The organism is Paracoccus indicus (assembly GCF_003056335.1).
Classification (GTDB): Bacteria; Pseudomonadota; Alphaproteobacteria; order Rhodobacterales; family Rhodobacteraceae; genus Paracoccus; species Paracoccus indicus.
The window spans coordinates 1-12,678 of the sequence record NZ_PYWA01000015.1; the positions used below are offsets into that span (position 1 = coordinate 1).

Annotated in this window: 10 protein-coding genes and 1 pseudogene; 4 read left to right on the plus strand and 7 right to left on the minus strand. The window is 54.1% G+C overall.

The window, feature by feature from the left end; all coding sequences use genetic code 11:
• Positions 1 to 182 precede the first annotated feature (182 nt).
• On the plus strand, positions 183 to 1,313 hold the full coding sequence (locus DDE75_RS17390) for a hypothetical protein (protein ID WP_162799094.1): 1,131 nt from the start codon (positions 183 to 185) through the stop codon (positions 1,311 to 1,313).
• Positions 1,314 to 1,335: 22 nt separating this feature from the next.
• On the opposite strand, the pseudogene DDE75_RS16715 reads toward DDE75_RS17390, so the two are convergent.
• Together DDE75_RS16715 and DDE75_RS16720 are read right to left on the minus strand one after the other, a co-directional pair.
• Positions 1,336 to 2,052, minus strand: a pseudogene (locus tag DDE75_RS16715) (IS5 family transposase).
• A 225-nt stretch (positions 2,053 to 2,277) separates the two neighbouring features.
• On the minus strand, positions 2,278 to 2,838 hold the full coding sequence (locus tag DDE75_RS16720; RefSeq protein ID WP_108503527.1) for a hypothetical protein: 561 nt from the start codon (positions 2,836 to 2,838) through the stop codon (positions 2,278 to 2,280).
• Between the two features lie 587 nt (positions 2,839 to 3,425).
• Here DDE75_RS16720 and DDE75_RS16725 point away from each other — a divergent pair.
• Positions 3,426 to 4,451, plus strand: a complete 1,026-nt coding sequence (locus tag DDE75_RS16725; RefSeq protein ID WP_108503528.1) for a replication initiator protein A — start codon at positions 3,426 to 3,428, stop codon at positions 4,449 to 4,451.
• 60 nt (positions 4,452 to 4,511) lie between these two features.
• Positions 4,512 to 5,180: a ParA family partition ATPase gene (parA, locus tag DDE75_RS16730; protein ID WP_108503529.1), complete on the plus strand. Its 669-nt coding sequence runs from the start codon at positions 4,512 to 4,514 to the stop codon at positions 5,178 to 5,180.
• A 511-nt stretch (positions 5,181 to 5,691) separates the two neighbouring features.
• Here the strand turns inward: parA and DDE75_RS16740 are convergent.
• From DDE75_RS16740 to DDE75_RS16755, 5 genes are all read right to left on the minus strand, one after another.
• Positions 5,692 to 6,390: an HhH-GPD family protein gene (locus DDE75_RS16740; RefSeq protein ID WP_108503531.1), complete on the minus strand. Its 699-nt coding sequence runs from the start codon at positions 6,388 to 6,390 to the stop codon at positions 5,692 to 5,694.
• The gene (locus DDE75_RS16745; RefSeq protein WP_211659377.1) at positions 6,387 to 7,559 is read right to left on the minus strand and encodes an MvaI/BcnI family restriction endonuclease; all 1,173 of its coding nucleotides are present in this window, start codon (positions 7,557 to 7,559) and stop codon (positions 6,387 to 6,389) included. The genes DDE75_RS16740 and DDE75_RS16745 overlap by 4 nt, the downstream gene beginning before the upstream one ends.
• 42 nt (positions 7,560 to 7,601) lie before the next feature.
• Positions 7,602 to 8,939, minus strand: a complete 1,338-nt coding sequence (locus tag DDE75_RS16750) for a DNA cytosine methyltransferase (RefSeq protein ID WP_211659378.1) — start codon at positions 8,937 to 8,939, stop codon at positions 7,602 to 7,604.
• Positions 8,940 to 9,517: 578 nt separating this feature from the next.
• Complete coding sequence (locus DDE75_RS17395; RefSeq protein WP_162799095.1) at positions 9,518 to 9,862, minus strand: hypothetical protein; 345 nt, start codon at positions 9,860 to 9,862, stop codon at positions 9,518 to 9,520.
• A 29-nt stretch (positions 9,863 to 9,891) separates the two neighbouring features.
• Positions 9,892 to 10,557, minus strand: a complete 666-nt coding sequence (locus DDE75_RS16755) for a hypothetical protein (RefSeq protein WP_162799096.1) — start codon at positions 10,555 to 10,557, stop codon at positions 9,892 to 9,894.
• Positions 10,558 to 10,795: 238 nt separating this feature from the next.
• Between DDE75_RS16755 and mobV the strand changes: the two genes are divergently transcribed.
• Positions 10,796 to 12,085, plus strand: coding sequence for a MobV family relaxase (mobV, locus tag DDE75_RS16760; RefSeq protein WP_108503535.1), 1,290 nt, complete (start codon positions 10,796 to 10,798; stop codon positions 12,083 to 12,085).
• Positions 12,086 to 12,678: the final 593 nt, after the last annotated feature.

The following is a 12,678-nucleotide window of genomic DNA, read 5'->3' on the forward strand; positions in this document are numbered from 1 at the left end:
GGGGGGGGGTGTAGTGGCGAAGTGAAATCGATTGTGAATCCTCTACAACCTGATCAGCTAGGATGGTAAAATGGCGCAACGCATCACAATATCTGCCATATGCGCTTTGGCTACATCAACCCGCCACCGCTTAAACTCAATCGCACCCGAGGCGAGAATATAATTTCCCAAAAGGTAAATTTATGAAAAGACCGCTAAGAAAATCTATTAGTTCTTTCACAATTATGGCATATATAGCCTTCTCAGTAATAATCGCAACATCCATATTTTTATTGATTAACAATACTGCAGGCTCCTCTCCTGCATCAGCCGGATGGCAAAATACTTCAAATTTACTTAGCTTTGTGATTGGGGTTCCAGTTGCACTAGTTGCCTCGCTAGTAGCATTAATACTCGCGATAAACTCTTTAAACATATCTCGCTTACAGCATGAATCTAACATTTCTTCTTCCATATCAGTTCAAATTTCAGATACGGTCAATCTTTTTAATAATGTCGCCTTTGATATTGATCAAATATTCCAAAAGGATCGAGAGCTAAGAAAATACTTAGAAGAATCTGCTGGAAGCCCTTCAGAAAGAGGAATCAACGTTCATAAACTATTTAGCATGAAAGCAGACGATGGCTTCTCAAATTTATATAAACAATTTAATGACAAGACCAGATCACTGAAAGTGGACGTAATTAAATTACTATCTAACCCTCTGGCAGTAAAGTTAATTGAAGCCATGGAGATAAAAAGGATAAGTGAAAATTCCCTTTTACACACTCACCTTTCGGATAGAGCAAAAATAAATAAGGTTTCTTTAGCACCTTTCACCTGGCACCTGAAAAGCAAGCCAAAATTTAAAGAATTTATGCAGGATTTCCTTCTTGCGATGGGGGACGACATATCCATTACCAACCCCACCGAAGGTATAGAGAGGGCGAAGAACCTTATTTTCTCCGCAAACGTAATTGCTTCAAAAATTACTCCTGAATGGCAGTCAGATCCAGATTCAATTCCGGGAGTTCGGATCTATAATGCAGGAGGAAGAATACTTTGGACTGACTATAATGAAATTGGAATAATTAACTTTGGGGGAGTTTTCCTTCATGACTTATCAAGAGTTTTCCCTACCTCAGATGTATGCATACAAGTAGTGCAACATCTTTCAGAAGCTACATACGGTTACTCATTAGAAAAAAGTACTATTAGTAGCTTAGTCGCAGAAGTAGATTTAAGTCAGGTCGCAAGTATTGTAGCTCCTACGCGTGGGGTATTCTCAAATTGGAAAGAAGGTATGACAAATTTTGTTTATGTCAGTGATTAGTTCATGTTGACAAATGACGAAGTTAAAGGCGGATAGACGTGATGTCGATGAAGCCTAAGAAGCTTTCGGCTGTCTTGTCGTAGCGTGTTGCGAAGGCAATAGAGCGAACAATCCACACCAGCGCGCTTTTTACATGACTTGCGCATCGGGATGACGGGCAGGACATCGCGATCTTGCATACGCGCCCTAATGCTGTTGGCGTCATATCCGCGATCTGCCAGCAGCACTTTGGGACAGGGTAGATTGTCCGCCATGACCAGATCGAAGCCGAGATAGTCAGATGTCTGGCCCGGCGTGATCTCTGTCCTCATGTGCAAACCGTGCGCATTGACGAGGGAGGTGGATCTTGGTCTTGAAGGCACCGCTCAAGCGCCCGAAACCCTATCGTGGAGTCCCCTTTTAGCGTCCGCTGCATGATGGTGGGCGCGGATCACGGTACTGTCGATCATTTGCAGGCTGCTTGGCACGGCCACACTTTGGTTCAGGGCTTCCATGATGACCTCCCAAAGCCTGGCCAACTTCCAGCGCTGGAATTGACGATAGACACGCAACCATTTGCTGAACTCCCCGGGTAAATCGCGCCATGGAGCCCCGGTTCGTACGATCCAGAATATGCCATCAAGAACGAAGCGGTGGTTGGTGGGCTTGCGTCCGTTTGCGGCGCGGACGGCGAGGATAAACCCTCAAAAAAGGCCCATTCCTCGACCGACATAAGGTCTAGTGCCAAGCTGGTCTTCATCGCAGATACCAGCTTGAATCATGCCCAAAGCTTGATGTGAATCCCTTTTATCAACACAGCCTACTATTCTTCAGGACGTCCTTCTTCACCTTTTCTGAAGCTCTCAGCGGCCCTTTTCAGGCCGTTCCTGCCCCACAACCTCCGCACGAAGCGCCCCTCGCGCGGTTTCTGCCGCATAAGACCCATTACAACCCCCAACCCCGCCTCTAGGTTGAAGCGCGATGCTCAGAACCTGGCCCGGAGAGCCCTTCCCAGCTCAATCGCTTTCTCTTTCGACCAGCCCCGTGAAAAATGCGGGACCGAGATGATCTCGCCGGGAAGCACTAGGCGATCTGCGGCCTCCTTGGCGTCCTTCCCATGGGTGATGAGCAGGTTCGGCTTGATGGTCTCGACCAGGTAGTAGAACGGGGCAATGTCCCGTTCCCCGAGGGACCGCATGTCCGGCGAGGTTCCTGCATAGATGTTGGTCTCGAGGATCGGCATGCCTGCGGCTGCGACCACTTGGTCGATGACACGCCTGCTGGGGCTGATCCTGGGCCTGTACGATTTTCCGGGTTTGAGCGGTTGATTGGCCCGCTCCTCGATATAGGCCGCCATCCAGCTTTCCTTGTCGAAGCCGTCAGGGCCCCAATCCTCCCAGAAATCCCGATCCGATGCTGTTGCAGGGTTGTGCCCGACAATGAAGACCAAGCACTTCAGAGGAGAGCCGTCACACACGAAGGGCCTCAGTCTGCTCGGTCTTCCGATCAGTTCGGCAAGGCCGGCTGAGAAATCCTCAAGGTTCATCGAAAACCGTCTCCTGTGCATGGTACTTTTGCAGCCTAAGCCGGTATTTTCTCTGCAGGAAGCATCGCTTGACGGATCACCCTCCCCCGGACCCCCACCCGCCGCGCGCGCATACGCCCGCGGAGTCGTTCACTCAGCCCACAAGGGGCCTCGCGTCCGACGGCATTCAAAAACTACACAGCCCGTCCGTTCGGCGGGGGGTCGCCAGCTACCTGGCGGGCGCTCCCCCCCGGCGCGCAAGCGCGTCCGGTTATGCTACAAAGCGTAAAAAATGTGGTTTTGTGGGTATTAGTGACTTCCAAGTTTGGGGGAGTTAAATAGAGTTAGTTAAGAGTTACACTATAAAAAAATCGACATAAACTACTGTTCGTACAGGTTTATTTATGCCTACCGGTGTGTGAAATGACGAATCTTAGTGTGTAGAATGACGATTTCAGGTGTGTGAAATGACGAGGCGATCAAAGGTTATCCACAGGGACTCTGGTGTGTGAAATGACGAGGCTTGACGTATGGTGTGTGAAATGCCGATAGTAACCCATGGTGTTCGAAATGACGAATCTTGAACTTGCTAGGCAGTGTGCGAAGTGATGAATTCACGCTCCCCGTTGCTGCCTGACCGTCATCCGCAGAGAGACCTGTTCGTGTGCGACATCGTGGATGCTGTCCCTAAGGGCGATATGGCCTCGATGGAACATCCGGTTTTCACTCTCTCAACCAAGCCAGACATGAGGCCTCGACGGTATCAGAATGGCGAGAACTTCATCGAAGTGTCGCCGTCCCGGTACGGGTTGGCCACGGTGCATGACCGCGATGTGCTAATTTACTGCATCAGCCAGTGCATGGCAGCGCTCAACGAAGGACGCACCGTTAGCCGGACGCTCCGGTTCAAAGCTCACGACCTGCTCGTGGCAACGAACCGACAAACTTCTGGCCAAGGCTACAAGTTGCTCAAGGACGCGCTCCGGCGGTTACAGGGCACACAGATCGAAACGAACATTCGCCAGGGCGGCAAGGAGTATTTCAGGGTTTTTGGTCTCATCGAGTCTGCGGAAATCGTAAGAGAGACGCGTGATGGGCGAATGCAGGACGTTGAGATCACACTGTCCGACTGGGTTTTCGACGCCATTGAGAACAACCATGTTTTAACGCTGAACAAGGAATATTTCTTCCTGCGTAAGCCCCTTGAACGGCGGCTCTATGAGCTAGCGCGAAAGCACTGCGGGTCACAGCCAAGATGGAAATGCGGCATCGATCTCTTGCGAGACAAGTGTGGATCAGGCTCGACCACGAAGGAATTCCGTCGCCTGCTCGGAAAGATTATCGAAGACGATGTGGCGCACAGCCACATGCCTGATTACCTAATGAGCATAGAAGGCGACAATGTCGTCTTCCGCCCCAAAGCTGCTGAGGCGGTCGTTGCCCTGCCATTTCAAGCGTTGCGGTTCAAAAAACTCGACACGCATGACGAGGCACGGCGTCTCGCGTCTGGCTGGGATGTCTACGTGCTCGAAAGCGAGTGGCGCTCGTGGGTTCACGATAAGGCCATCGACGTGAAGGACGCAGACAAACATTTTCTGGCATTCTGTAAGAAACGTGGCGCATACAAGTTCTAAAAGCGCACAAATGTGGTTTTGTGACTTTACTCATAGCCACTAATGTGGTGAGGCTGATCCATGATAGTATCATTCCTGAACCAAAAAGGCGGCGTCGGCAAAACCACCCTCTCGGTGAACGTTGCGGGCTGTCTGGCGCGTCAGGGGCATCGGGTGCTGCTGATAGACGCGGACAAGCAAGGCTCGGCCTCCACATGGGCGAGCTTGCGCGAAGATGCGCCCTTTCAGGTCGTAAGCATGGCGCGCGCGAACATGGCACGGGACGCGCTCAAGCTAGCCCAAGATTACGACCATACTATCATCGACGCTCCCCCCCATGCCGAAGAGATTGCTCGGTCCTGTATCGTCGCCTCCGACTTCGTGGTGCTCCCAATTGAGCCCTCGGGGCTGTCGACCTGGGCATCCGACCTAACAGTGCGTCAAGTGAAGGAAGCGCAAGAGTTCAAGCCATCCCTCAAATGTGGTTTTGTAGTTTCCCGCAAGATAGGGAAAACTGTGATTGGCCGGGATATCCGCAACATGGCCGCAGAAGCGGGCTTACCGATTTTGGAAAGTGAAATCGAGCAACGGGTCGCCTTCGCGGAAGGCATGACCATGGGGCAAACGATTTTTGAGTGGGCAGGCGATAGCAGTGCCGCCCGCGAGATTGAACACCTAACGGAAGAGGTTAAGCGGTATGTCGAAGAAGACGTTTTCAGCAGCTCCGAAGCCAAAGCATCCCACGGATGACCAGATCCTCGCATTCGAGCGAGGCGGGGCTGGGCACGACACTACACGGACATCGAAGCCGGTTGCGAAAGCTGCGGCCACGGATGAACCGACAAAGCGCTTGAGCCTCGACTTACCGGCTAGCCTGCACACGCGGTTCAAGACGGCTTGTAGTGCGACCGACCGGAGAATGGTCGGTGAACTGCAAGCATACATCGAGGCGCGAACCAAAGAGCTGGAAGATGAGGCAGGAATAACCCGCAAATGAACGAAAGCACAAATGTGGTTTTTTGAAGGTTATGACTCTGTTAACTTTGAGGATATAGACAGGCAGTATGCGCGTCTGGAAACTCGAAGCCTCTCAAACAGAAGAACGTCACCCGTCACGATGGGGATATGCCCTCGCGGATAGCAGGAACGAGGCGATAGCGTTGTGCGGGGCAACAAGCGGGTTGCCGTGCAACTTCGTCCACGAGAAACACCCCGCCATGCTTTGGCCCGGTCGTGAAGGCGAGCGCGTTTCCTGGTGAGGCTATGACTGCCGGGACGAGCAACGCCGAGCAACCGGACACGCGGAACAACGAGGGTTCCTCGCCGTGCAAATTGCACTCGCGAAATCCAAAACCGCCCAATTGATGTCGACCGGCTTGTCGCCGCGAACGAGCCAATGCGCGGCTTCTTGTAGCCAAGGGTCAAAGCGGATGTCGGCCAACCGGCGGGGCCGGACATAGCGTTCGATAACGCGGGCCATGTTCACATCTAGCAAGGGGCGGTTTTCACCGTGTTGGAATACGAGGATTGCATTGGCCACGTATTGGCCAACGGCTGGAACATGAGCCAAGCCGTCAACCGTGTCCGGGAACTGGCCACCGCGTTCGGCGGCGAATGTCGATAAGGCCTTCATCGACCGGGCACGGCGCTGCCAGAGGCCAATAGGCTTGAAGTGCTCTTCGAGCTCTTCAACCGGTGCGGCGGCAATATCGGCCCAAGAGCGAAGCCGGCCAAAGAACGTAGGATACACTTTGGCAACGGTCTCGGCCCTGGTGCGCTGCAATAGCACCTCGACGCAGATACGCTCGAAGGTGTTCGCAGGGTCATGCCGCCATGGCAGGTCGCGGCCATGCACCGCGTACCAGTCCAACAGGCGATAACGCAGGCGGGTTATTCGAACCTTCTGGCCGCGCGTGAGAGGGTCAGGCACCCGGCGGGGTAGGGGGGCGCCGCTCGTCATGTGAGGGCATAGGTCTTGCTTGGCGGAAACAAGAGGTCGAGCGAACCGGCCCCGATTTTGAACGATGGCCCGCGCTCGTGCGCACGTCCTGAATCGAGCCGCTTCATCATGTGGTCCATAGTGATTTCGCCCTGTTCAATAAGGATGTCGAACTGCGAGCCTATCGGTTTTCGCGTGTGTATCACGTCCGTGAATTCGAAATGCTCGCGGTCATCAATCGGATGGACCTTTGCCCCGACCCAAAATGTCTCGGCGTGTTTCTTCTCAAGGTCGGCCCGCAGCTCGGACAGGTACCACGAAGCGAAAGCGCCATGGTTCGTGGTAGTCGAAACTTCGTTCAATATGCCGCTCTTCTCATCGAGCTTGAACGTGAGCCCCTGCGAATTCACGTTAGCGGCGCTGACCGTGCAATTCAGGCGGTCTCGGCCTTCCCGGAAGTATCCGAAAGCATCGAGCACGTCCGTCATGCTGTTGAACTTGCTGATTTCCCAATTGGGAACCTTCGCGAAGAGCTGTTTCCGGTTCTCCTGCGACTTGGGCTTTCGCCGGTACGACTTGAGCTCAATGCCCTTGTAATCGGGCTCCCGCCGCGCGTTCATGGCAATGCCAAGCGCGGCCTCAAGGGTGCGACCGATCGCGGTATCCGCTCGCTCGTCCATGATGGAAGGGACGTAACCGCCCGCTGCGATGATACGCAGCTTGCCCAAGAGCTCGTCCGCGATGCTGGTCGCATCGGCGCTGATATCCCGAAGGACATCCCACAACGGGCCGCTTTGCTGGACATCCAGCACTTGGGCCACGTCAACCTGCGTGAGGTTGATAACCACGAGCTGGCCAGCATGCTCCGTGACGGCCAGCATGTCGTCCGGGTTGGCATGGTGATGCAGCTTAGAAAACCAGATACGCGGGTCGCCGTCTTTCGTAGGCTTGGCCTTCGGCTTGTAGAGGGACGCGGGTGCCTTAATTTGCTCCTGCTCACTGACAAGGAAGGCGTCGACTTTTACCCCGTTCTCACGTGCGCCCCTACCTTGGAACTCAAAGTCGTGCAGCCCATTCTCCTTGAGATAATTGCGAACCGGGGCCGTGGCGTCCATGTAGCCTTTATCCAAAGCGGTCCATGTCGGCTGTAACAAGGTAATATCAACGGACTCGGCTGTAAGGCGCTTCATCCGTTGCCGTTCGATGGCGGTAAGTTGGCGAAGAGGCATTAGCTACCTCTCGCCCAATGCCTGATCCAAAATGCCTCGGAAGTGTTCGCCCACTTTCTGGGCCAATCCCACTGGCACCGCGTTGCCGATTTGCGTGTACTTGGGAACCTCCCGGTCGAAAATGCCTTCGAGCGGATTTCCTGCGCGACGAATGCCGCCGGTCGTACGCTTGCCTGCGAAACGGTACCAGTCCGGAAAGAGCTGGAGCCGAGCCCATTCCCGCACTGTCAGGATGCGGGGCTGGCAGTAATGCACGTAATCATCGGGCAAAGAGGTCGCCGTCATGTGCGGTTCCTTGTTGCCCCAATGTGGGGGAAGTACCCTTTGAGAGAACTTTCGAGTCCTATAGTGCTCGGGGATTTCGCCGTTGTTGGCCAGCATGTGGTCAAACTTATCGACCACCGACCACTTGTGCTTGGAATACTCTTGCTCTGTAAGCCGCACCCGGCCATTCGGCTCCCAGGGAGGCGGCGTCCGCAGGTGCTTCTGGATAGCCGTACGCGCTGGACGCGGATAGCTTGTGGTCTCGAAGGGGCCAGGCGCAAATTGACCAGACCGCAGCGTTGCCGAAACGCTGTCGTCTACCAGATCACTAAGCAAATCTTGCAAGTCTGGGAACGAACCCGGCTCACCGGCAGGAAGAAAACCGCATCTAATCGCATCTTCTTCATCAGCCTCCGGCTTGAGCGAAGGGCAGGACTCCAAGATGTCTTTGCGGATTCCGACAAGCAACACTCGTGGACGGTTCTGGGGAACGCCATAGTCCTTGGCGAATACCAAGGACCAGCGAACTTCATACCCTGGAATCTGCTTAAATGCCGCCTTGACGTCGGGCCAAATCGGCTCTCCACCCTCCTGTGTCCATTTCGCGTTCAACAAGCCACGAACGTTCTCGAACAAGAAGATTCGTGGGCGCAGCCGGCAGATAATTTGCGCCATCCGCCCGTATAGAACGTTTGATGGAATCTCTTTACGGTCAACAGCATAAGATCGACGGATGCCAATGCCAGAATACCCTTGGCATGGAGGGCCTCCAGTCAAAACATCTAGAGAACTTCCGCTACCACTTTCGGGACTGCCCGTGTCAAAGCGGAAATCGGCCTCGGGCATAGTGCTGAGATCAGCAACCATCTGCTCTAAACGTTCTCCCTGAAGCTCGTGTGCGTCATGACAGCGCAATGCAGGGTTCCTGGAGAACATCTCACCTCCAAGCTCATGGTGGCGGTTCTTGAGGTAGGTTTGCATTGCATCTGCGTTCAGCTCACTGACAAACAGCGGCGTGAACTGAGCGTTCTCAAAGCCCATAGATAAGCCGCCACACCCCGCAAAAAGATCAACCATGGTGTACAAACCCGAGCGGCCCTTCTTCTGGGGGGCCTCTCTGCTTGTGGATTCCTGGTGGAAATTTCCCTTAACCACTTCAAGCATAATGTTTTTATCCGCCTAGATGCTGCTTATCCAACTTCCTAGCATACCTGGTATCAGAGTGTCCAGGCGAACACTATAAACCTCGTTGTTATCCGCAGAACGGATCATGTGCAGACCCACCCCCCGACTTACAAGACTAGGAATTAGCGAGCCTACAGTGAAGCGCTTAAGCGATAGAGCTCGCTGACGAACTAGCTAGACACCCGCACACCGACAGGCAGGTGTGCCGACCGCAAGCTGGCCGAGGCCAGATCGATGTCGCCAACTTGATTACCGTTGCGAAAAATGCCGCCCCAGCGGGTGATCTGAACAATTCGAACTATGGTTACTTCTGATCCAACTTGAGCCAAAAGGGACGTTATGGGAAAAACATATATCTATTAGATGACGGTTACCTCGAAGGCGATGACTGAAATAAATGCCTGCGACACCGCCGCTCGATCTTTATCTCTATCAAAAAAATGAAAATATTTCGCAAGCTTCGCAATGTACTACATTTCGAATATTCCAGCCACTCTGTACGTACAGTCATTCCCATCATATCTGAAAGTGAATAGCTCCCCAACTTCCAGAACCCTTCCTGAAAGAAAATTTGTTTTACCATATCGATAGTCACCCTCCTCGAACTCAGTACCAAAATCAACATCACCGTTTGGCCTTAATACGAAAGGAAGAAGAGTTTCCGAACTTTCCTTGAAACCCCCAAGAACGCCAAAAGATGCCATTTTTAAGTAAGGCACTCCAGACTCACCGACCATTACGTCGCATGTTATATTGAGATCACCATCTTTATCACCTGCTGGAGTTAGGTGTACTCGCTTCATAATTGCACGCATGCTAAATTAATCCTCTTTAAAATATCCTGTTACTTACTGCACAAATTGATAAGAAATCCCCACTTTTTATATTCCATGACATCACGCTGAGCACGTGAGTACAGTGCCTTGCGTTCGAAATGCAGACGATCCTCGACGTTCTTCTCACCAACTGCCTCAAGGTAGCTGACCAGAAAACCGTCTGCTCCAGTTCCAGGCATCCCTGTCCTGCCACGAGTGACAAGGACCTCAAGAGGCGGAATGTCTGAATAGTCGCTTGGCACCACCCCGTCTTTGAGACGTGCTTCTTCGCGTATCTGCTCAATGACGTTCCCAATCAGACCTAGAGGCTTCGCATACTTGGGTAGGGTTCCGGCTGGCTTGCGTTCGGGATCTCGCTCTCTCAACTCACGGTCGAGATCGGCATAGGTCAGCACTTCTCCCCGACGTGCGTACTCCACAATGATTGGAATCGCTTTTCGAGCCGTGATTTCCGACCAGGAAGTGCCTTGAATGTCTTCTCCCACCTGCAGGTACGTAAAGGCATCATCATCTTCCTCAGCTACTTCTTCCATCGCGGTTAGGCAAAAATCCAACCACGTAGGTGTTTCATCTTCAGCTGCCGCTTCGGCGATGATCTCGATGGGAAGCTCGAGATAGTACGATGCTTTCACTGCGTTCAGACCGAGTTCGGCCAGTCTCTTTTGTCCGTTCATGCTAATTCTCCTTGCGATGCCATATAAGTGCATTGCAACTAACGCAGAGTCAAGCAGCCAATGCTGATTTTTTCTTGGTTGGTGGCATAGTGGGAGAAAATTCTGAAGCTTCCAGCGTCAGAAACAGTAAGGTTTATGTGTGCTTCCCCGCCTGGCGGGGCGAGCGGATAATTTGGCCTTGTGCTGAATTGTCTAGTGAGTACACATAAAGCCTCCTTTCTCCTGCGGAGGTGCGGTCATGTACGGCTACGACGCCGAAGAGAAGCGCAAGGGCCGCGGGGCCACCACCAGTGGCAATGCCAGGATGATGACAGGCATCGGCTTCCGCCGATACGCCATCCTGCGCTGCGCGAAGATCAAGAACCTGGGCAACATGGGGGCCAGCCTCCAGCACACCTTCCGCGAACGCGACACGCCCAATGCAGATGAGCGGCGCACCCCCGACAACACCATCCTGCACGGGGCCGACAACAGCCGGGGCGTCCTCGATGCCTGGAAGGAGCGCGCCCCCGAGAAAATCCGCAGCAACGCGGTTCACGGGCTGGAATACTTCATCGGCGCATCCCCCGAAGCGATGCAGAAGATGACCCGCGAGGAACAGGACGCCTACTTCCGCGACGCCCTGGACTGGATGCGCGACCGGCACGGGGCCGAGAACATCCTCTCGGCCGTCATCCATCGCGACGAGAGCACTCCGCACATGTCGGTCATGACGATCCCCCTCGATGAGCGCGGCAAGCTCAATGCTCGCGCCATCGTCGGCAACCGTCAGCAGCTCTCCGCCATGCAGACCGACTTCGCGGAACGGGTCGGAAGGACCCACGGCCTCGAACGCGGCATCGAAGGCTCCGTGGCGCAGCATGAACGGGTGAAACGGGTCTATGCGCATATCACCGATCCCCTGGCAGCCGTGGAGCTTCCCGAGAGGCGCAGGGGCGCGGTTCTGGGGCTGGGCGGGGAAACGGACGCGGAATGGCGCAAGCGGGCCTCAGAGGCCGCCACGGACGCTCTGAAAGGCGTTCAGGCGCGCTGGCATCGGGACGCCCGCGAAAATGCCGTCGAGGCCTATGTGCTGAACCAGAAGGTGACAGGCACCCCGAGGATGCAGGAGGAGAACGACCAGCTGAAACGGAAGCTTCAGGCTTATCCGCAGCTCGTCGATGATCTGCAAAGCCGCTTGGATACGGCCCTCAAGCGCGCCAAGCAGGCGGAAGCGACGAATGACAGGCTGAACACCCTGATCCAGACGATCGCCATCGAGAACTGCAAATACGCCCGCGAGAAGGGCCTGGACGAAGCCGAAATCCTCGCCCGCACCACGCAGGCGGTCAACCGGAAGGTCGCGGAGATGGAGGAACGGGCCAAGCGCCCCAAACCGTCTCGCAAGCAGGAACCCCGAACCCTTGGTTCGGAGGGGAAGGTCCAGGATCACAGGACGGTGCCCGTCGAAGAGGTGAGATCAGAGGAAAGCCCGACCTCGGAGCATCGGATCAAGCCGAAGGACGATGCCTGGGACTACGGGCACTGACCTTTCCCTGCCCCTGAGTTGAAGCCTGCGCTTCGGCAGGCTGTAAGATTGGCAAGAAATGGGAATGTAATTTTTTACACTTTCGGTCGCGCCGAAACCCCTGCGTTTGCAGGGGGTGGAACGAAGCGGAATGTGAAGTTCCAGCGGAGCTCTTTTCCAGACTTTTATTAATCGGAAGCGGCCATCTGTGGTTGACGGCAAGGGTCAGGGAGAACAATGCTGTAGTTATATCCCACAAACCCCTTGCCCCCTTTTTGGGGTGAAGAGCGTCGCAACGCTCAAAACAGCTCTTGTCGTTCTCGAAGCTGATCGATGGACAAAAGTTCGCAAAATTGGGCAGAATGGAACCGTGAACGCCTATATCACCAATGATCGAGTGGTTTGAAGTGGTGCGCACGACGGCATTCGTTACATTCAACCTTCGTCAGTGCCCGTAGCGGGTGGTATGCGGCCGCTAGAGGAGGGCGGGGGGGGGTGTAGTGGCGAAGTGAAATCGATTGTGAATCCTCTACAACCTGATCAGCTAGGATGGTAAAATGGCGCAACGCATCACAATATCTGCCATATGCGCTTTGGCTACATCAACCCGCCAC